This window comes from Micromonospora sp. TSRI0369 (assembly GCF_001905625.1).
GTDB classification, from domain to species: Bacteria; Actinomycetota; Actinomycetes; order Mycobacteriales; family Micromonosporaceae; genus Micromonospora; species Micromonospora echinospora_A.
The window spans coordinates 634,753-655,234 of the sequence record NZ_LIVU01000004.1 but is presented as its reverse complement, the minus strand read 5'-3'; the positions used below and the strand labels follow the sequence as shown (position 1 = coordinate 655,234).

The following is a 20,482-nucleotide window of genomic DNA, read 5'->3' as shown; positions in this document are numbered from 1 at the left end:
GCAGTCCCGTGCACCGGACCGGAAAAGTAGCCGAACCGGACGTCGGTGCAACCTCGGTCGATGAGTCGGCTTCACGTCAGTCCATTCTGGGCGACGCTGAGTGAGCCTGGGCGTCACTCAGCGTCCGATCATGTAGCCGAGAAGTGACATCGACGGTGGTTTGCGCGTGTAGATGTGAATTCACATGATCCGAACATGCACCGCTGGGATGTTCTGGACCTTTGGCGGACGACGGTCTGCGAGCGACGAACGGCGCAACCGGACAGACGTACGGCGGATCTCAGCGAATGCACAGCGATCGGCCCGTACCGTGTGCCGCATGAGATCACCAGTCGCGCGGATCCGGCGCGCCCTGGCCGGACGCCCACGCCGGATCGTCGCCGTCGTGGCGGTGGTCGTCCTCGTCGCCGCCGGGCTCGTCTGGGTGGCCCGGCCGCAGACCCCGGACTTCCGCACCGAGCCGGCGCTGGTGACCGTCCGCTCCGGGCCCTCCGGCGACGAGCCGGTCGACCTGGACACCACGCTCTACCTGCCGGACCGCGCGTCGGCCGCGAACCGCGTACCGGCGGTCCTGCTGGCGCACGGCTTCGGCGGCACCAAGGACTCGGTCCGCTCCGACGCCGAGGACCTGGCCGCCCGGGGGTACGCGGTGCTCACCTGGACGGCTCGTGGCTTCGGGCGCAGCGGCGGCCAGATCCACCTGGACAGCCCCGACTACGAGGTGCGGGACGCGCAGCGCCTGCTCGACCGCCTGGCGGAGCGTCCGGACATCCGCCTCGACGCGGCCGGCGACCCCCGGGTCGGTGTGGTCGGCGGCTCGTACGGCGGCGGCCTGGCCCTGCTGCTGGCCGCGCAGGACCAGCGGGTCGACGCGATCGTCCCGATGATCACCTGGAACGACCTGTCCCGGGCGTTCCTGCCGGAGAGCACCGGCCGGCAGGCCACCGACGGCGTGTTCAAGAAGGGCTGGGCCGGCATCTTCTTCGGCGGCGGCGGGAACGCCGGCTCCGGTCCGGCCGGGCTCTCCGGGGCCACCGCCGCCGCGCCGGAGGGCGCGCCCGAGTCCGCCGGCCCGCCGAGTCCGCAGCCGGGCGCCGGGCCGGGTACCGGTTCCGGTCGCGCGCCGGGCGGCGCCGCCGACCCGTCCTGCGGCCGCTTCGCCGCCGACGTCTGCGCCGCGTACCTGCGCATCGCCACCACCGGCCGGGCCGACGCGGCGGCGGTCGAGCTGCTGCGCCGGTCGTCGCCGGCCGGCGTGCTGGACCGGATCAAGTCACCGACGCTGCTGGTCCAGGGCGAGGCGGACACGCTGTTCCCGCTGGCCGAGGCGGACGCCAACGCCCGTGGCATCGCCGCCGCCGGCACGCCGGTGCGGGTCGCCTGGTTCACCGGCGGCCACGACGGCGGCTCCGGACCCACCTCCGACTCCGACCGGGTGAAGTTCCTGACCGCGCAGTGGCTCGACCACTACGTCAAGGGTGACGGAGCTGCACCCGGCGACACGTTCACGTTCTCCCGGATCGCCGGGTTCGACGCGCTCGACCGGGGCCTGGTGGCCACCGGCTTCCGTACCGCCGACTATCCGGGGCTGGCCGGGCAGGACCGCCGCGAGGTGACGCTCGCCGGCCCGCCCCAGCCGGTCGCCGTACCGCCGAACGGCAACCCGGCGGCGATCTCCTCGGTGCCGTTCGCGGGCGCGCTCGGCTCGCTGCTGGACGGCGTGGCGGGGGACATCCCCGGCCAGCACGCCCGCTTCGAGTCGGCGCCGCTGGACGACGCGGTCGACGTGGTGGGCGCGCCCACGGTGCGGATCAGGGCCGCCTCCCCGACCGGCGAGGCGGTGCTCTTCGTGAAGCTCTACGACGTCGACCCGCAGGGCGCGGCCACGCTGCCGTCGGGCCTGGTGGCGCCGGTGCGACTGACCGGCCTGCCGGCCACCGTCGACGCGGCCACGCCGGTCACCGTCACGCTGCCGGGGATCGTCCGGCGGGTCGAGGCCGGGCACCGGCTGCGGCTCGTGGTGGCGACGTCGGACCAGGCGTACGCCTCCCCGGCCGAGCCGGCCGTGCACACCGTGGCGCTGGCCGACGGGCCGCTGACGCTGCCCACCGTCGACGCCTCGCCCATCCCCACCACGGCCGCGGTGTGGCGCTGGGCGCTGGGCGGTCTGCTCGCCGCGATCGTGCTCGGGCTCGTCGTGGTCGTGCTGCTCACCCGCCGCCGGCACCGTCGCCAGGACAGCTCGGTGCACCCGGAGTACGCGGGCGTCCCGCTCGCCGTGCGCAACCTGCGCAAGGAGTACGCGGACGGTTTCGTCGCGGTCTCCGACGTCGACTTCGAGGTGCACCCCGGCCAGGTGGTCGGCCTGCTCGGGCCCAACGGCGCGGGCAAGACCACGACGCTGCGGGTGCTGATGGGGCTGACCCAGCCCACCGCCGGGGAGATCTACGTCTTCGGTCACCGGCTGGTGCCCGGCTCGCCGGTGCTTTCCCGGATCGGCGCGCTCGTCGAGGGGCCGGGCTTCCTGCCGCACCTGTCCGGGCTGGACAACCTCAAGGCGTACTGGCGGGCGACCGGCCGGCCGTGGGAGGACGCGCACTTCGACGAGGCGCTGGCGATCGCCGGCCTTGGCGACTCGGTGCACCGGCGGACGAAGAAGTACAGCCACGGCATGCGGCAGCGGCTGGCCATCGCCCAGGCCATGCTCGGCCTGCCCGAGCTGCTGGTGCTGGACGAGCCGACGGACGGGCTGGACCCGCCGCAGATCGCGGAGATGCGCCGGGTGCTCCAGCGCTACGCCACCGACGGCCGGGCGGTGCTGGTCTCCAGCCACCTGCTGGCCGAGGTGGAGCAGACCTGCACGCACGCGGTGGTGGTCAACAAGGGGCGGATCGTGGCGTCCGGCCCGGTGGAGGAGATCGTCGGCGAGTCGCCGAGCGTGCTGTTCGACGTGAGCGATCCGGACGCGGCGCGTACGGTGCTCGACCGGCTCGGCGGCGTACGGGTGCTGCCCGACGGCGACGGCGGGCTGGTGGTCGACACCAACGGCACCGCCCGCAGCGAGGTGGTGGCCGAGCTGGTCCGGGCCGGTATCGGAGTGGACCGGGTGGTGCCCCGGCGCCGCCTGGAGGACGCGTTCCTCGCCCTGGTCGGCGAGAACTCTCGGGGAAGCGGGGACCGGTGATGGCGGGTTCGTCTGTGGCATCGTCGCCTGGTGGTGGCACGTCCGGGCCCGGCGCGGGCGGTGCGGCGGCCGGTTACCGGCCCTCCGCGACGCTTCCGTTCGCCGCGGAGTTCCGGCGGCAGGCGTCGCGCCGGCGTACCCAGCTCGCGCTGGGGTTCATGGTGGTGCTGCCGCTGATCATCCTGGTGGCGTTCCAGTTCGACTCCGGGGACGACGACCGCGGCGGGCGGGGCGAGTTCTCCAGCCTGGCCGACCTGGCCACGTCGGGCGGGCTCAACTTCACCCTGTTCTCGATCCTGGTCTCCGCGTCGTTCCTGCTGGTCGTGGTGGTGGCGTTGTTCTGCGGCGACACGGTGGCCAGCGAGGCGAGCTGGGGCAGCCTGCGCTACCTGCTGGCCGTACCGGTGCCCCGGGCCCGGCTGCTCGCGGTGAAGCTGGTCGTCGCGCTCGCGTACTCCGGGCTGGCGCTGCTGTTGCTGGCCGGCACCGCGCTGCTGGCCGGCACGCTGCGGTACGGCTGGAAGCCGTTGAGCAGCCAGGTCTCGGCCGAGCTGGCTCCGGCCGACGGGTTGCTGCGGCTGCTCGGGGTGCTCGGGTACCTGGCGGTGGTGCTGCTGGTGGTGGCCGGGCTGGCGTTCCTGCTGTCGGTGACCACCGACGCCGCGCTCGGCGCGGTCGGCGGCGCGGTGCTGCTCTGGATCCTCTCCAGCATCCTGGACCAGATCACCGCGCTGGGCGGCCTGCGGAACCTGCTGCCCACCCACTACAGCAGCGCCTGGCTGGGGTTGCTGTCCTCGCCGATGCAGACCGATGACGTTGTCAAGGGCGCGTTCTCGGCAATCGTCTACGCCACGTTGTTCTGGAGCCTGGCCTTCTGGCGCTTCACCCGCAAGGACATCACCAGCTGAGGTGACCGGCGGGGTACCCACGTTGGCGCGTCCGCCCATATCATGGGAGCGTTCCCAAGCAATTGTCCCGCCTGCAAAGATATCGATTAACATCGATACATGTGATCGCCATCCTGGAGCCGTCAAACATCCGGCCCAGGAGGCTTCACATGATTCCGACCCAGCTCAGCGGCCCTGTCCTGTCCCTGTTCCGCGTGGTTGTGGGGGTGCTTTTCCTATGCCACGGCGCGGCGTCGATATTCGGCGTCTTCGGCGGCAACCGGGGCTCCGGTGAGGCCATCCCGCTCGGCACCTGGCCCGGTTGGTGGGCGGCCCTGATCCAGCTCGTCTGCGGCGTGCTGGTGCTCGTCGGCCTGCTCACCCGTCCGGCCGCGCTGCTCGCCTCCGGCTCGATGGCGTACGCGTACTTCGTGGTGCACCAGCCGCAACACCTGCTGCCGTTGGAGAACGGCGGCGAGCTGGCCGCGCTCTTCTGCTGGTCGTTCCTGCTGGTCGCCGTGCTCGGCCCGGGAAACTGGGCGCTGGACGCGCTGCTCGCCCGTCGCCGCGCCGCCCCGGCCGAGCCCGCCCCCGCGTCGCCCGCCTCGGTCCCGGTCTGATCCGCCGTCCGACGAGATCGCGGTACGGGAGGGCGCTTCCGTGCCGCGATCCGTGTCAGAGCGGGTTGACCGGCGAGGTCGAGGGGGCCGGTGGATCGGACCGCGGGGGCGCCTGCGTCGCCGGGGCGCTGTCGCGGCGCTTCCAGGCGCTGACGCCGAGCCGGCCGGTGTTCCCGAGGTCGATCGGCCCGTCCAGCGCGACCGGGTACGCCGGCCGGCCGGTCGACGGGGCGACGTCGAGCTCCGTGCCCGCGGTGGCCACCACCGTCGGGTCGGTGACGAGGTTGCGCCAGATCAGCGCCGCGCCGGCCCGTTCGCCCGGCGCGAGCACGATCCGGGTGGGCGGGTGGTCGAAGCCGGAGGTGATCGGCGCGGCGCCCGGGATGATCCGCACCCGGATCGCGTCCCCGTCGGCGTCCCGGAGCGCGACCGCCGGATAGCCGCGCAGCTCGTACGGGCGATCGCCGCAGTTGACCAGGTCCAGGCCCATCGCGCGCAGCCCCATCGCCGCGCTCACCCCGAGCCCGGTGATCCGGATGCCCTCCGGGGAGCAGGCGGCGGTGGTGGGCGGGGCGTCGGCGCCGGGCCGGGGCGGCGCCGACGGCAGCCCGTCGACAGGGGCCGGGGCGGGGGTGCAGCCAGCGAGCAGCGTCGCGCCGGTGAGGAGCCCGATCCGGGCCGCCGCCTTACGCATCAGGCGATCATGTCACCCCGCCGGGAGCGGCGGGGGCGCTGATCATTCCGGCCGGGCAGGCGCCGTGAGGACGGCACCGAGCAGGCCCGGGTAGAGGCGGTCCAGCTCGTCGCGGCGCAGCCGCACGTACCGGGTGGTGCCGGCGATGCGGGTGCGGGTCAGGCCCGCCTCGCGGGTACCGGCCGGTCCCGGTCGAGCTGGTGGGCGCCGGGCTGACCATCGCCGCCCTGGTGGCCGCGAACCTCGTCACCCGTACCCGCTCGGCGGCGGTGACCACGACGGCGCCGCAGCCGCTCGCGGTGGTGGACCGGCCCGCGGTGGTGGAACCGGCCGCGGTGGTCGGACGTTGAGCCGGCCCACAGCGTGGGATCCCGAGGTGGCGCGCCCGTGAGCAGCGCATAGACTCGGCGGCACAACTGAATACCTCATCCAGAGGGGCTGAGGGATACGGCCCGACGACGCCCCGGCAACCACCCGCACGCTCGACGACGAGCGACAGCGGGCAGGTGCCAATTCCGTCCCCGCCGCACCCGGCGATGCGGGGAAAGATGAGAGGAAATCCTCGACATGACGTCGACGCTTCCCGCCGAAACCGGCATCGACACCACCCTCAGCCCGGCCCGCGCCCTGGTCTGCCGTGCCTGTTCGGCGCGCTACCCGCTGGCCGCCCAGCACGCCTGCTACGAGTGTTTCGGGCCGCTGGAGGTCGACTACGACACCGCCGCGCTGGCCACCGTCACCCGTGAGCAGATCGAGGCCGGCCCGGCCAACATCTGGCGGTATGCGGCCCTGCTGCCGGCCGGTCAGGACCCGGCCACCCGGGTCACGCTCGACCCGGGGCTGACCCCGCTCGTCGCCGCCCCGCACCTCGCCGCCGAGCTGGGGCTCAGCGCCCCGCTCTGGGTGAAGGACGACAGCGCGAACCCCACCCACTCGTTCAAGGACCGGGTCGTCTCGGTGGCGCTCACCGCGGCCCGGCAGCTCGGCTTCACCCGGTACGCCTGCGCGTCCACCGGCAACCTCGCCAACTCCGTCGCCGCGCACGCGGCCCGGGCCGGGGTGCCGTCGATCGTCTTCATCCCCGGTGACCTGGAGCAGGGCAAGGTCGTCACCACCGCTGTCTACGGCGGTGACCTGGTCGCCATCGACGGCTCGTACGACGACGTGAACCGGCTCTGCGGCGAGCTGGTGGAGACCGACGAGTTCGAGGACACCGCGTTCGTCAACGTGAACGTCCGGCCCTACTACGCGGAGGGCTCCAAGACGCTCGGCTACGAGGTGGCCGAGCAGCTCGGCTGGCGGATCCCGGCCCAGGTGGTCATCCCGATGGCCAGTGGCGAGCTGCTCACCAAGATCGACAAGGCGTTCACCGAGCTGGTCGAGATCGGGCTGGTCGAGGCGCCGGCCGGCGGCTGGAAGGTGTTCGGCGCGCAGTCGGCCGGCTGCAACCCGATCGCCACCGCGCTGCACGGCGACACCGACACGATCACGCCGGTCAAGCCGACCGGCATCGCCAAGTCGCTGAACATCGGTGACCCGGCCGCCGGGCTGTACGCGCTGGAGGCGGTGCGGCGCACCGGCGGCTGGATGGACTACGCCGACGACGACGAGATCCGTGACGGGATCCGGCTGCTCGCCCGTACCACCGGGGTGTTCGCCGAGACGGCGGGCGGCGTGACGGTCGCGGTGCTGCGCAAGCTGGTCGAGTCGGGCCGGCTCGACCCGTCCGCCGAGACTGTCGTGTTCAACACCGGCGAGGGCCTGAAGACGCTCGACGCGGTGGCCGCCCAGGTCGGGCCGACCCACCGCATCAAGCCGTCCCTGCGCGCCGCCCGGGACGCCGGCCTCCTGTCCTGACCCGGAGCCGGCACCTCGGCCGGGTGGGGGAGGCGGGGCTCGCCCGGGTGGGGGATCGGGTGAGACCGGTGGGTAACCGGTGATGTGCGGTGAGTGCCAGAAAACCACCGTCAAGGACTTGACGGCAGTAACCGGACGGCGCAAGATGCTTCGTGCGGGAGGGCATCCGCCGGAGACTTTTCAAGTTCTTGCGACCCAACGCCGGAGGCGTTGTGCGGACGTCCCTCCCGACCAACGTTCGAAGAGGCCAGCGGAAAACCGCTGGCCTCTTCGCTGTCTCCGGCGCACCCTCGGTCGCATGACGCCGACCGTGACACCGCTGGATCCCGCCGACCGGCAGACGCTCGACGCGGCGTACCGGATCGCCTGCGCCGCCCAGGCCGTCGACGAGCCGGACCTTCCGCCGACCTGCCGCCGCCGCTTCGAGGCGCTGCTGTCGCACCCGATGCCCGGCATCGAGGGACGCTGGCTCGTCGCCCGCCTGAACGGCCTGCCGGTGGGCTGGCTCCGGTTGCACCTGCACACGATCGAGAACACCGAGAACGCGACCGTCGAACTGACCGTCGACCCGGCGTACCGGCGGCGCGGCATCGGCCGCGTGCTGCACGAGCACGGCGTGCGGCTGCTCCGCGAGCACGGCGGCAAACGCCTTGTCGGCTCGACCACCGCCGCGCTGCCCGGCGAGGAGGACCGGGTCTTCCCCGGCGCCGCGTTCGCCGCCGCCCTGGGCGCCAAACCGGCGCTGGTCGACGTCCGCCGCCGCCTCGACGTGGCCGGGCTCGACCGCGACCGGCTGGCCGCGTTGCTGGCCGAGGCCCGCGCCGCGGCGACCGGTTACCGGCCGGTGCGGTGGCGTGACCACACCCCCGAGGAGTACGTCGCGGACGTCGCCTACCTCCAGGGCCGGCTGCTGCTCGACGCGCCGATGGGTGAGCTGGACTGGGAGCCGGAGCAGATGGACGCGGCGCGGGTGCGGGACGCGGAGCGGGCGCTTGACGCCCGGGGCGTACGCCGGTACAACACCGGCGTGGTGCACGAGGCTACCGGCCGGCTGGTCGGCTGGACCCAGCTCGGCCTGGACGCGGGCAGCACCGACCACGCCTGGCAGGAGATCACCCTCGTCGACCCCGACCACCGCGGCCACCGGCTCGGCCTGCTCTGCAAGGCCGGAAACCTCGCGTACGTGCTGGCGCACGAACCGGCGTTGCGGGCCGTCGACACCTGGAACGCGGCGGCGAACCGCCACATGATCGCGATCAACGAACAGCTCGGCTTCCGCCCCGCCGCCGGTTCCGTCGACTGGCAGCTGACGATCTGAGTTGTGACACGCCCCTACTGATCTGGTGCCTGACTGTTGCATGATGGCGGGCATGACGGAGACCCCGCACCCCCTGTACGACAGGCACCGCGAGACCCTCGACCGGGCGCTGACCGCCATCGCGGAGCGCGGGTACTGGTCGGCCTACCCCGAGTCACCCAGCCCCCGGGTGTACGGCGAGACCGCCGCCGCCGACGGCAAGGCCGCCTTCGAGGCGTACCTGGGCGGCGACTTCCCGCTGGACCAGGCCGGTGACGGCACCACAGTGGCGACCGAGGTCAGCCCGTTCGGCGTGGCACTGGACGTGCGCTACCCGCACGCGGGCGCCGACCAGCTGGTGTCCGCCGCGAGCGCCGCGCTGCCCGCCTGGCGCGACGCCGGCCCGCAGGCCCGGGTGGGCGTCTGCCTGGAGATCCTCGCCCGGCTGCACAAGAACGTCTTCGAGCTGGCCAACGCGGTGCAGTTCACCAGCGGCCAGGCGTTCGTGATGGCGTTCCAGGCCGGTGGCGCGCACGCGCTGGACCGGGCGCTGGAGGCGGTCGCCTACGCGTACGCCGAGATGACCCGCCACCCGGGGACCGCCGGCTGGGAGAAGGCCGCCGGCAAGGGCGACCCGCTGCGGATGACCAAGACGTTCCACGTGGTGCCGCGTGGGGTCGCGCTGGTCATCGGCTGCAACACGTTCCCCACCTGGAACTCGTACCCCGGCCTGTTCGCCTCGCTGGCCACCGGCAACCCGGTGGTGGTGAAGCCGCACCCGCGCGCGGTGCTGCCGCTGGCGGTCACCGTGAAGTACGCCCGCGAGGTGCTCGCCGAGGCCGGGTTCGACCCGAACCTGGTGCAGCTCGCGCCCGAGGCGCCCGGCGAGAAGCTCGCCACCACGCTGGCCCTGGACCCGGCCGTGAAGATCGTCGACTTCACCGGCTCCACCGAGTACGGCGACTGGCTGGAGGCGAACGCCCGGCAGGCGGCCGTCTACACCGAGAAGGCCGGCCTGAACACGGTGGTGATCGACTCCACCGACGACTTCGCCGGGCTCTGCCGCAACCTGGGCTTCACGCTCACGCTCTACAGCGGCCAGATGTGCACCACCTCGCAGAACCTGCTGATCCCGCGCGACGGCATCTCCACCGACCAGGGGCACAAGAGCTTCGACGAGGTGGCCGCCGGGATCGCGGGCGCGGTCGCCAAGCTCACCGCCGACCCGGCCCGGGGCGTCGAGCTGACCGGCGCGATCGTCAACGACGGCGTGCTGGAGCGGCTGGACGAGGTCACCAAGGTCGGCGAGCCGGTGCTGGAGTCGCGCGTCGTCGAGCACCCGTCCTTCCCCGGCGCGGTGGTGCGTACGCCGACGGTGGTGAAGCTGGACGCGGCCGACACCGCCACCTACTCGCGGGAGTGGTTCGGGCCGATCTCGTTCGCCATCGCGACCGACTCGACCGAGCACAGCCTGCGCATCCTGCGCGAGACGGTGGGCGAGAAGGGCGCGCTGACCGCGGGCGTCTACTCCACCGACGAGGCGGTGCTGGACGAGGCCGAGAAGGCGGCCATCGACGCCGGCGTGCACCTGTCCTGCAACCTCACCGGCGGGGTGTTCGTCAACCAGTCGGCGGCGTTCTCCGACTTCCACGGCTCCGGCGCGAACGCGGCGGCCAACTCGGCGCTCACCGACGGCGCGTACGTGGCGAACCGGTTCCGCATCGTCCAGAGCCGCCGCCACGCCTGAAAGGAGGGGCCCCTTCTTAACGCCTCCGGTAGAGGAGGGGCCCCTTATTAACAACTGCGCCCGGTCGGCGCCTCACGCGGGGCGGCGCATCTGGAGTTCGTAGAGGCGGGGGATCCGGGGGTGCGGCACCCGTACGCCGGTGTCCACGAAGCCCAGCTTCTGGTAGGCCCGGTAGGCACGGTCGTTGCCGACCACCACCTCCATCATCAGCTCGGGGCGCCCGCAGGCGCGCGACCAGGCCGACACCTCGTCGACGAGCGCCGCGAGCAGGCCGCTGCCCCGCCGCGCCGGCGTCACGTAGACCGCGTAGACGAGCGTCAGGCCCGGCTCGTCCGGCGCGGCGGTGCCACCGGCGTGGCCGACCAGCCGACCGCCCGGATCGGCCACGAACTGGGCGGTGTGGTCGCCCCGGGAGACGGCCGCGATCCGGGCCGCGAACTCCGCGTGCGGCCGGGCGGCGGCCTCGGCGACCGTCTCCAGGAAGGCCAGCGGGGAGTCGGCCAGCATCTCCAGCCGCAGCGCCCGCATCCGGGCGGCGTCGGTCGGCCGGACCCGGCGAACGATGGTCGTGGTGGGCGCGCTGGTCATGCCGCATGCATACCGGACGGGCCGGCGAAGGCGTGTGACCGGGGCCGGGGGCCGCCCGGAATATGTCCGGTTTGTGGTCGTGCGCCGTCGTCACGCCTCGTGTAGCGTGCGATTTCGGTCACCGAATTCAGCGACGGTCGCCGATCGCCGAACCGGTGCGCCACCGGTGCCGGTCCGCCGGTTCCCGGGTGTTGGAACGCCGCGCAGAGTGAGGAAGTGCACCGTGGCACAGGGCACCGTGAAGTGGTTCAACTCCGAAAAGGGCTACGGCTTCATCGCCGTCGACGGCGGGCAGGACGTCTTCGTCCACTTCTCCGCGATCGAGATGGACGGCTACAAGGCACTGGACGACGGCCAGCGGGTCGAGTTCGAGATCGCGCAGGGGCAGAAGGGCCCGCAGGCCGAGCGGGTCCGCGTCATCGCCTGACCTCCGCCCGACGGGCGGTTCCGCAGCCGGGTCCGCCGATCGGAGGGCTGCGGCGCGAGCGCGCACAGTGGAAGATCGAGAGCCGTTCCAGCCGTAGCCGCTGAGGAGGGCCCATGTCCGATCTGCCTCCGCCGGGTTCCGAACCGGTGCCGCCGACGCCGTCCGGCCCTCCGGCCGACCCGACCGCGCCCCCGCCTGCGGCCACCGATCCGGCCTCGTCGGGGAGCGCCGGGCCGTCCGTGCCCGCTCCCGGCCCGCCGCCCGCCGACCCGTGGGCCGATCAGACCGGCCACGGCCCGAGCATTCCGCAGCAACCCGGGTACGGCGCGCAGCCGGCCCACCCGGACCCGCCCGACCCGGCCACCCCGCCCGGTGGGGGCGACCCGGCCGGCTGGAACGCGCCCGCCACGAACCCGCCGGGCCAGGCCGCGCCGCACGGCACCCCGCCCTCGGGCTGGAACGCACCGGGCGGCACCCCGCCTTCGGGCTGGAGCACGCCGGACGGCACGCCGACGCCGGGGTGGGGCACGACTGGCGGTACCTCGCCCTCGGGCTATGGCACGCCGGCCGGCACGCCGAACCCGGGCTGGGGCGGCCCGTCCGGCTGGACCGCGCCAGGTGCCGCCCCGCCTCCCGGCTACCCCACGACGCCGGGCTACCCGGCTGGTGCTCCGCAGGCGGGCTGGGGCGGGTACCCGGCTTCTCCGATGCCCGGCGGCGCCTACCCGGTGCCCGCCGGCTCCGGGGCGTACGCCGGCTGGTTTCCCGGCATCGACCCGCAGGACCCGCTCGTCAACCCGCCGCATGCGGGCATCGGTCCCTGGTTCGCCCGTTGCTGGGGGGCGCTGCGGCGCGGCTGGCGGCAGCTCCTGCCGATCGTGCTGCTCACCCAGGTCGTCCCGGCGACGGTGATCGGCGTCCTCACGCTGATCATCAGCCCCGACGGGCAGATGACGACCGCGTCGAACGGCGCGCCGGCGCTGCCGGAGGGCTTCTGGGCGAAGACGCTCGGCTTCTACGGCGCGATCCTGTTCGCCGGGCTGATCTTCGGCGCGCTCCAGGCGATGGGCTGGGCGGCGGGCACCTGGGTGATCGCCCGGCAGGCGGCCGGTCAGCCGGCCGGGCTCGGTGCCGCCTTCCGCTACGGGCTGAGCCGTGCCCTCGGCCTCTGGGGCTGGACCATCGTGGTGTCGCTGCTGGTCACGCTCGGCGCCTGCTTCTGTCTGCTGCCCGGCCTCTACGCCGCGCTCGCGCTCGCCCTGTTCGGTCCGGTCTACCTGTTCGAGCGGCGGGATCCGGTCGGGCGGTCGTGGCAGATGTTCCACAGCCGGTTCGGCATGGTGCTGGGCCGGGTCATGCTGGTGGTGGCGGCGCTGGTCGCGGCGACGCTGCTGGACGTCGTGCTGGCCGGGATCAACGTGGAGCTGTTCGGGGTCGAGCCGATGGGTGCCGTGGGCACCGCGATCGGCGCGGTGACGATCACCGTTCTCAGCGCCGTGGTGGCGGCTCCGACCTACCTGGTGCAGCAGGCCGGGCTGGTCGTCACGTACGCCGAGCAGCGGGCCCAGGAAGGCCCGGTGACCGCGGCCCAGCTGGCTGCGGAACTCGGCTGAGCGGGGCGGTCGTGCTTGCACTCGGCTAGGGAGAGTGCTAAACAAGTCATTGGCACTCGCATACGGTGAGTGCCAGAAGGTCGGGGCGGTAGGGCCACGGCCGCATCGGTGTCCCAGGTGGCGCCGGAGCGGTACGGGGCCGGTCGTCGCGGGCTGTCCGGCCCGACCGAGGAGACGTCGTCGTCGCCAGGTGGCGACGTCCCCAAGGTGCGTACACCAGACGGCCCATCCGGGCATCCCGGGTGGCCCGTGAGTGTCCAGGAGGACAACGCCGTATGGCCAAGATGATCGCGTTCGACGAAGAGGCGCGCCGCGGCCTCGAGCGGGGCATGAACCAGCTCGCCGACGCCGTAAAGGTGACGCTCGGCCCCAAGGGCCGCAACGTCGTGCTCGAGAAGAAGTGGGGTGCCCCCACCATCACCAACGATGGTGTGAGCATCGCCAAGGAGATCGAGCTCGAGGACCCGTACGAGAAGATCGGCGCCGAGCTGGTCAAGGAGGTCGCGAAGAAGACCGACGACGTCGCCGGTGACGGCACGACGACGGCGACCGTCCTGGCCCAGGCCCTGGTTCGTGAGGGCCTGCGCAACGTGGCCGCCGGCGCCAACCCGATGGCCCTGAAGCGGGGCATCGAGGCCGCCGTGGCCAGCGTCTCGGAGGAGCTGCTCAAGCTCGCCAAGGACGTGGAGACCAAGGAGCAGATCGCCTCCACCGCCTCCATCTCCGCCGCCGACCCCAGCGTCGGCGAGATCATCGCCGAGGCGATGGACAAGGTGGGCAAGGAAGGTGTCATCACCGTCGAGGAGAGCAACACCTTCGGCCTGGAGCTCGAGCTCACCGAGGGCATGCGCTTCGACAAGGGCTACATCTCCGCCTACTTCATGACCGACCCGGAGCGTATGGAGGCCGTCTTCGACGACCCGTACATCCTGATCGTCAACAGCAAGATCTCGTCGGTGAAGGACCTGCTCCCGATCCTGGAGAAGGTCATGCAGTCGGGCAAGCCGCTGCTGATCATCGCCGAGGACCTGGAGGGCGAGGCCCTGGCCACCCTGGTGGTCAACAAGGTCCGTGGCACCTTCAAGTCGGTCGCCGTCAAGGCGCCGGGCTTCGGTGACCGCCGCAAGGCCATGCTGACCGACATCGCCATCCTCACCGGTGGCCAGGTCATCAGCGAGGAGGTCGGCCTGAAGCTGGACGCGACCGGCCTCGAGATGCTGGGCCGCGCCCGCAAGGTCGTGGTGACCAAGGACGAGACCACCATCGTCGACGGCGCCGGCGACGCCGAGCAGATCCAGGGCCGGGTGAACCAGATCCGGGCCGAGATCGACAAGAGCGACTCGGACTACGACCGGGAGAAGCTGCAGGAGCGTCTGGCCAAGCTGGCCGGCGGTGTCGCGGTGATCAAGGTCGGCGCGGCCACCGAGGTCGAGCTGAAGGAGCGCAAGCACCGCATCGAGGACGCCGTCCGCAACGCGAAGGCCGCCGTCGAGGAGGGTATCGTCCCGGGTGGTGGCGTCGCGCTGGTGCAGGCCGGCAAGACCGCCTTCGACAAGCTGGACCTCGCCGGTGACGAGGCGACCGGCGCGCAGATCGTCAAGGTCGCGCTGGACGCCCCGCTGCGGCAGATCGCCGTCAACGCCGGCATGGAGGGTGGCGTCGTCGTCGAGCGGGTCCGCAACCTCGACCCGGGTCACGGCCTCAACGCCGCGACCGGCGAGTACGTGGACCTGCTGGCCGCGGGCATCATCGACCCGGCCAAGGTGACGCGTTCCGCGCTGCAGAACGCCGCTTCGATCGCCGCGCTGTTCCTCACCACCGAGGCCGTCGTGGCGGACAAGCCGGAGAAGACCCCGGCAGCCCCGGCCGGTCCGGGTGGCGGGGAGATGGACTTCTGAGTCCAGCTCCACCCAGTACGTCGAAGGGGGCGGGCCGCGTCAGCGGTCCGCCCCCTTCCGCGTGCGTGTCAGGTGGGCAGCGGGCGCTGGTTGCGCCGCTTGTGCGTCCGGTCGTACGGCGGCAGCCGCCGCGGCTCGTCCACCGGCTGCCGTGGCTCCTCCACCGGTGGCCGGTCCGCGCCGGTCAGCTCGGCGAGCTGCTCGGCGTCGCCGATGTCGAGCCGATCGAACGGGAGCTGGCCGGGAAGCTCGTCGGCCGGTTCCTCGGCCCGTTCGTCATTCGTGGTCATGCACCGCCTCCTCTGCCCCGACCGTAGAGCCCGGTCGATGACGAAGGAGGCCGAATGGCGCTATTGGCGTCTATGCCCCTTTGACGGCTTTCCGATAGAGGAAGAACACCCGCTCGATCCGGGCCCCGGCCGCGTTCGAGTAGAACGGCACCGGCCCCACCCAGCCGATCTGCGCCGCGGTGATCCCGGCCGCCGCCTGGTCACGCAGGCAACGGCGCAGCAGCACGCCGCCGATCCCGGAGCCCTCCGCCGCCGGCGCGGTGCCCATCGGACCGAACCAGCTCGGCCGGGCCGACCCGTACGCGGCGAAACCGAGGATCTCACCGTCCCGTTCGGCGAGGTGCGCGCCCGCGTCCGGCCGCCCGACCGAACCGGCCAGCTCGCCGTCCCAGGCGCCGCCGAACGTGGACCGGGCGAACGCCGTGAGCGCCGGCAGGTCGTCCGCGGTGGCCCGGCGTACCGTCACGCCCCGTCCGGCCAGCCGCTGCTCGGCGGCCTCGGTGGGACGCAGCGCCGCCGACCCCTCGGACAGCTCGGCGGTCATGTTCCAGGCGGTACGGTCCTGCCGGTAACCGAGCCGCTGCGCGGCGCAGACCGCCGGGGTGTAGCGCACGTCGATTCCGGGCCAGGCGTAGTACGGCGGGTTGCCGGCGAGCAGCACCTCGCCCGCGCCGAGCGCGCCGAGCCGGCTCTCCGCCTCGGCCAGCAGCGCCCCGCCCACGCCCTGGCGGCGCTCCCGTGGGGCCACCGCGACCAGGTCGACGTGGCCGAGCCGCGGATCGGCGGCCGACAGCGACCCGACGAGCACCCCGATCAGCGCGCCGTCGCGTACCGCGCCGAGTCGCAGCACGGATCGGCCGGCCTCGGCGCGCTCCGCCACAGTGACCACCACCGCGGACGCCTCGAGCGCGTCCTCCGGCAGGTCGAGCGACTCGCGGCACAGCTCGACCATCTCGGGCAGCCGGTCCCGGCCCAGCTCGATGATCTCCACGTCCATGGACGCCGACAGTAGGGCATCGGCAGGTCAATGGACAGGGTTGTTAACCGGTAGCGGCTGCCCGGGCCGCGCGCACGGCCGCGTACGCGTCGACCAGCCCGGCGCCGGAGACGTCCTGCGGCCCGCCGCAGGCATCCGCCCCGGCGGGCTGCGTGACCGGGCCGGCGGTGTCGCGCAGGATGGCCCGGGTCCGTTCCAGGTCCCCGACCAGCGCCGGATTCGCCGACCACATCAGCGCCACCACGCCCGCCACCTGCGGCGTCGCCATCGAGGTGCCGTCCAGAGTGGCGTACCCGCCGCCGGGCATCGCGGAGAGCACAGCCGCGCCCGGGGCGACCAGATCCGGCTTGGCCACACCGTCCGGCGCCGGGCCACGGCTGGAGAAGTCGGTGACGCGGCGCTGCCGGTCCACCGCCCCGACGGTCAGCACGTCCGGGTACGGCGCGGGCGGGTCCACGATCGAGCCGCAGGACGGGCCGGTGTTGCCGGCGGCGGCCACCACCAGGATGCCGGCCGCGGTCAGCGCGGCGGTCGCCGGGCGCAGCGCCCCCGGATCACAGCCCTCCAGCGGCGGGCAGCCCCACGAGTTGGTGAGCACGTCCGGCGCGCGGGAGGGACGGCCGTCGGTGAGCGGGTTCCCGCCCGCCGGGAACGGGGCCAGCATGAACTGGAGACAGTCCAGGTAGCGGGCCGGGCTGCCCAGGTTGCGGTCCAGGTTGACGCAGCCGACCCAGCTCGCACCCGGCGCCACGCCGATGCCGTCCCGGCCCACCGCGCTGCCCAGCGTGTGGGTGCCGTGACCACCCCGGTCGGCCGGGGCGCGGCGGTCCTCCCACGGGTCGAACCAGGAGTCGTCGCCGCCCCGGAAGCCGCCGGCGAGCGCCGGGTGCCGGCCGTCCACTCCGGAGTCGGAACTGCCCACCACCACGCCGGAGCCGGTGACGCCCAGCTCCGACCAGACCCGGTCCGCCCCGATCAGCGAGATGTTCCAGGCCGGTCCGGTCGGTGCCGGGGCGTCGCCGCCCGCCGTCGGGGCGAGCGCGGGCAGCGGACGCAGCCGCTGGCTGATTAGCACCCGGGCCACCTCGGGCCGGCCGGACAACCAGGCGCGCACCGCCGGCCCGCCGTCCGTCTCGATCGCGTTGACCAGGTAGTACGGCGTCGGGTTCAGTCGCATGTCCGCCAGCGTGCGGCGCAGGTCGCCCTGGGTGCGGTCGGCGGTGGCGACCAGCCGCCGGTAGACCTCCGTCGCCCGGGCGTCCCGCCCGGCCCGCCCCGGCGACCCGGCCGGCAACCCGGTCAGGTCGGCCTGCTCGCGCAGCACCACGAGCAGCCGCTCGCCGTGCAGGCCCGGCTGGCCGGGGACCACGTACACCACGGCGACGGCGACGAGCAGCGCGGCGGCGGCGAGCGCGGCCGGGCCGCGCCGGGGCGCGCGGGCGCGGGACCGGGCGAGCAGCACGCCGTACCCGAGGGCGAGCAGGACCGCGACGGCGAACGCGACGCCGGTGCCCACGGCGACCCAGAACGGCGTGTCGCGGGTGGTGGCGAGCAGAAGAGTGATCTCGTCCGGGTCGGTGAACGCCAGCGGCCCCAGCAGCGCCAGCCCGATCAGCCGGCGCACCGGCGCCGGCCCGGCCGGCCGGCCCGCGTGCCGGGCCGCCGCCTCCAGCGCGGCCAGCACGAAACCGAGTGGCGGCAGCAGGAACAGCGCCGGCAGCTGTACGCCGGACTGCCCGGCGGCGGCCGCGAGCGGCGTCAGCGCGACGCCCGCGACCAGGCCGCCGACCAGCACCAGCCGGGCCGGACCGGGCCCGAACGCGGCCCAGAACCGGGCGCCGAGCAGCGCCCCGGCGAGCGCGCCGAGCGCGGCAGCGGCCAGCCCGGCGAGCACCGTCTCCAGCGCTCCGCCCAGCGCGCCCACCCACGCCCAGGGCAGCAGCGACGCCAGCCCGGCCGCGATCGCCAGCAGCGACACCGTCCCGAACCGGCCCTCCGGGACCGCGTCCACGACGACGGGCGGGCGCACGCGGGCGAGCCGGGCGGCGACGAATGCGAGCACCGCGGCGGTCACCGCCAGCGCGGCCAGGTACGCCTCGTGGTGCACCGGCGGCACCGCCCGCAGCAGCGTCGTCGCGCCGAGCGCGACCACGGCGGCGGTCCACGCGCGGCCGGTCACCCGCAGCGCGGGAGAGCGGGGGGCCAGCGCCAGCGCCAGCGACGGCGCGCCGGCCAGCAGCACGGTGGCCACCGCCACCACCGGCCAGACCGCGACCGCCCGGTCCAGGCCCATGATCAGCATGACCTGCTCGACCAGCCAGCCCCCGACCTGACCCGGAACGGTCACCAGCACGACCCAGAACCCGGTGAGCACGGCCGCGACGACCGGCCACGGCCCGCTCTCACGCGGTGGCGGCGGCGGTACGGGCACGAACGGCGGGCCGGTCAGCATGGTCATCACGGTACGGCCGTGCCGTGTCACCGTGCGCCCCGGACGGTTACGGTGGACAGGTGCGCGACCCCAATGTGTCCCGATCCGTGGCCGGTCAGCTCTCCGCCGAGCGCCGCGCCGACGACCTGCGCCGGCTCCGCGCCGAGCGGTTCGACGTCCTGGTCATCGGCGGCGGGGTGACCGGGGCGGGCGCCGCGCTCGACGCCGCGTCCCGCGGGCTGAAGGTCGCTCTGGTGGAGGCGCGCGACTACGCCGCCGGCACCTCCAGCCGGTCCAGCAAACTGATCCACGGCGGCCTGCGCTACCTGGAGCAGCTGGAGTTCCACCTGGTTCACGAGGCGCTGACCGAACGCGGACTGCTCGCCACCCGGCTCGCCCCGCACCTGGTCCGCCCCGTGCCCATCCTGGTGCCGCTCCCGGCCGAGGGCGGCGCGCGGGACCTGCCCCGGCGGTTCTTCCGCCGCTCCTACTACGGCCTCGGCGTGGCCGCGTACGACGCGTTCGCCGGGGTGTTCGGCGGCGGGCGGGGGATGCCGCTGCACCGGCACCTGAGTCGCGAGGGCACCCGCCGGATCTTCCCGAGCCTGCGCCCGGACAAGCTGGCCGGCGCGATCCGCTACTACGACGGTCAGGTCGACGACGCCCGTCTCGTGGTGACGCTGGCCCGCACCGCGGCGAGCCTCGGCGCGACTGTGGTGACCAGCGCCCGCGCGGTCGGCCTGACCCGCCAGGCCCGCGAGGTCACCGGCGTGCGGGTACGCGACCTGGAGGCGCCGGCCGGCTCGCCGGACGCCGAGTTCGAGGTACGCGCCCGCACCGTGATCGCCGCCACCGGCGTGTGGAGCGACGACATGTCGCGGATGCTCAACGACGTCGGGCTCCGTCCGAAGCTGCGGGTCCGGGCCTCCAAGGGGGTGCACCTGGTGGTGCCCCGGTCGGCGATCGTCGGCGAGACCGGCCTGATCCTGCGTACCGCCACGAGCGTGCTCTTCGTGATCCCCTGGGGTGGGCACTGGATCATCGGCACCACCGACACAGACTGGCAGCTCGACCGGTCCCACCCGGCCGCGACCGCGAGCGACATCGAATACCTGTTGTCGCAGGTCAACGAGGTGCTGGACCGGCCGCTGACCACCGCCGACATCGAGGGCGTCTACGCCGGGCTGCGCCCGCTGCTGGCCGGCGAGGCGGACTCCACCTCCAAGCTCTCCCGCGAGCACGCGGTGGTGGAGCCGATGCTCGGCCTGCTGCTGGTGGCCGGCGGCAAGTACACCACCTACCGGGTGATGGCCTCGGACGTGGTCGACCGCGCTATGCACCGGCTCGGCAAGGTCCGCCCCTCGCGCACCGCCGACCTGCCGCTGCTGGGCGCCGACGGGTACGCGGCCCTGTGGCGGGACCGGGCCGACCTGGCCCGCCGGCACGGAGTCGCGGTCGGTGTGGTCGAGCACCTGCTGGAGCGCTACGGCAACCTCACGCTGGACCTGCTCGCCCTGGTCGACGCGGATCCGCTGCTCGGGTCGCCGCTGGCCGGCGCGCCGGAATACCTTGCCGCCGAGGTGACGTACGCCGCCCGCGCCGAGGGCGCGCTGCACCTGGAGGACGTGCTCACCCGGCGTACCCGGATCTCCATCGAGACCAGCCACCGCGGCCTGGAGTCGGCGGAGCACGCCGCGGAGCTGATGGGCGCGGTGCTCGGCTGGGACGCGGCGACCCGGGACCGGGAGGTGGCCCACTACCGGGCGCGGGTGCTGGCCGAGCGGGAGTCGCAGCTCATGACGGACGACATCGCGGCCGACGCGGCCCGCCTCGGCGCGCCCGATGTGCGTGGATTCGCAGCAGACCGAGGGACCGACGGCCCGGGCGTTGAACTTCCGGCCTCCCCCAGGTAGGGGATCCCCACCCCGGGCCACTCGGCCGGTAGTGCGCCC

The 20,482-nt window shown here is 73.7% G+C and carries 16 protein-coding genes and 1 riboswitch; of the genes, 11 read left to right on the top strand and 5 right to left on the bottom strand.

Features of this window, described 5'->3' with window-relative positions; all coding sequences use genetic code 11:
- The first annotated feature begins 319 nt into the window (after positions 1-319).
- The 3 genes from AMK25_RS15975 to AMK25_RS15965 all read left to right on the top strand — a co-directional run bounded on the left by AMK25_RS15975 (position 320) and on the right by AMK25_RS15965 (position 4,691).
- Entirely contained in the window at positions 320-3,184 is a 2,865-nt protein-coding gene (locus AMK25_RS15975; protein WP_073829142.1) for an alpha/beta fold hydrolase, read from the top strand.
- Entirely contained in the window at positions 3,184-4,092 is a 909-nt protein-coding gene (locus AMK25_RS15970; protein WP_073829141.1) for an ABC transporter permease, read from the top strand. Before AMK25_RS15975 ends, AMK25_RS15970 begins: the two co-directional genes overlap by 1 nt.
- Positions 4,093-4,241: 149 nt before the next feature.
- Positions 4,242-4,691: a DoxX family protein gene (locus tag AMK25_RS15965; RefSeq protein ID WP_073829140.1), complete on the top strand. Its 450-nt coding sequence runs from the start codon at positions 4,242-4,244 to the stop codon at positions 4,689-4,691.
- A 55-nt stretch (positions 4,692-4,746) separates the two neighbouring features.
- Here AMK25_RS15965 and AMK25_RS15960 read toward each other — a convergent pair whose 3' ends face one another.
- Positions 4,747-5,385 (bottom strand): DUF4232 domain-containing protein, encoded by a 639-nt coding sequence (locus AMK25_RS15960; RefSeq protein WP_073829139.1) that lies wholly within the window; start codon positions 5,383-5,385, stop codon positions 4,747-4,749.
- Between the two features lie 200 nt (positions 5,386-5,585).
- On the opposite strand from AMK25_RS15960, the gene AMK25_RS32205 reads away from it, so the two are divergent.
- From AMK25_RS32205 to paaN, 4 genes are all read left to right on the top strand, one after another.
- Positions 5,586-5,735 carry a hypothetical protein gene (locus AMK25_RS32205; RefSeq protein WP_158070668.1) on the top strand — a complete coding sequence of 50 codons (150 nt, stop codon included), beginning with the start codon at positions 5,586-5,588 and terminating at the stop codon, positions 5,733-5,735.
- A gap of 72 nt (positions 5,736-5,807) precedes the next feature.
- A riboswitch (SAM riboswitch) is annotated at positions 5,808-5,940 on the top strand.
- A gap of 12 nt (positions 5,941-5,952) precedes the next feature.
- Positions 5,953-7,242, top strand: a complete 1,290-nt coding sequence (gene thrC / locus AMK25_RS15955) for a threonine synthase (protein WP_073829138.1) — start codon at positions 5,953-5,955, stop codon at positions 7,240-7,242.
- An 82-nt stretch (positions 7,243-7,324) separates the two neighbouring features.
- Positions 7,325-8,560, top strand: a complete 1,236-nt coding sequence (locus AMK25_RS15950; protein ID WP_338013373.1) for a GNAT family N-acetyltransferase — start codon at positions 7,325-7,327, stop codon at positions 8,558-8,560.
- A 52-nt stretch (positions 8,561-8,612) separates the two neighbouring features.
- Positions 8,613-10,286: a phenylacetic acid degradation protein PaaN gene (gene paaN / locus AMK25_RS15945; RefSeq protein WP_198937526.1), complete on the top strand. Its 1,674-nt coding sequence runs from the start codon at positions 8,613-8,615 to the stop codon at positions 10,284-10,286.
- A 72-nt stretch (positions 10,287-10,358) separates the two neighbouring features.
- Here the strand turns inward: paaN and AMK25_RS15940 are convergent, their stop codons facing one another.
- On the bottom strand, positions 10,359-10,874 hold the full coding sequence (locus tag AMK25_RS15940) for a GNAT family N-acetyltransferase (protein WP_073829135.1): 516 nt from the start codon (positions 10,872-10,874) through the stop codon (positions 10,359-10,361).
- Between the two features lie 223 nt (positions 10,875-11,097).
- Here AMK25_RS15940 and AMK25_RS15935 point away from each other — a divergent pair, with 223 nt between their 5' ends.
- The 3 genes from AMK25_RS15935 (at position 11,098) to groL (ending at position 14,812) form a co-directional block, all read left to right on the top strand.
- Positions 11,098-11,301, top strand: a complete 204-nt coding sequence (locus AMK25_RS15935; protein ID WP_067305333.1) for a cold-shock protein — start codon at positions 11,098-11,100, stop codon at positions 11,299-11,301.
- A 113-nt stretch (positions 11,302-11,414) separates the two neighbouring features.
- A complete protein-coding gene (locus AMK25_RS15930) occupies positions 11,415-12,914 on the top strand; it encodes a hypothetical protein (RefSeq protein WP_073829134.1) in 1,500 nt (499 codons plus the stop codon).
- A gap of 275 nt (positions 12,915-13,189) precedes the next feature.
- Positions 13,190-14,812: a chaperonin GroEL gene (groL, locus tag AMK25_RS15925; protein ID WP_030502773.1), complete on the top strand. Its 1,623-nt coding sequence runs from the start codon at positions 13,190-13,192 to the stop codon at positions 14,810-14,812.
- 68 nt (positions 14,813-14,880) lie between these two features.
- On the opposite strand, the gene AMK25_RS15920 is transcribed toward groL, so the two are convergent.
- From AMK25_RS15920 to AMK25_RS15910, 3 genes are all read right to left on the bottom strand, one after another.
- Complete coding sequence (locus AMK25_RS15920; RefSeq protein WP_073829133.1) at positions 14,881-15,102, bottom strand: hypothetical protein; 222 nt, start codon at positions 15,100-15,102, stop codon at positions 14,881-14,883.
- Positions 15,103-15,172: 70 nt separating this feature from the next.
- Complete coding sequence (locus tag AMK25_RS15915; protein WP_073829132.1) at positions 15,173-16,099, bottom strand: GNAT family N-acetyltransferase; 927 nt, start codon at positions 16,097-16,099, stop codon at positions 15,173-15,175.
- 43 nt (positions 16,100-16,142) lie between these two features.
- Entirely contained in the window at positions 16,143-18,557 is a 2,415-nt protein-coding gene (locus AMK25_RS15910) for a S8 family serine peptidase (protein ID WP_073829131.1), read from the bottom strand.
- A 68-nt stretch (positions 18,558-18,625) separates the two neighbouring features.
- On the opposite strand from AMK25_RS15910, the gene AMK25_RS15905 reads away from it, so the two are divergent.
- Positions 18,626-20,443 carry a glycerol-3-phosphate dehydrogenase/oxidase gene (locus AMK25_RS15905; RefSeq protein WP_073829130.1) on the top strand — a complete coding sequence of 606 codons (1,818 nt, stop codon included), beginning with the start codon at positions 18,626-18,628 and terminating at the stop codon, positions 20,441-20,443.
- The last annotated feature ends 39 nt before the right edge of the window (positions 20,444-20,482 follow it).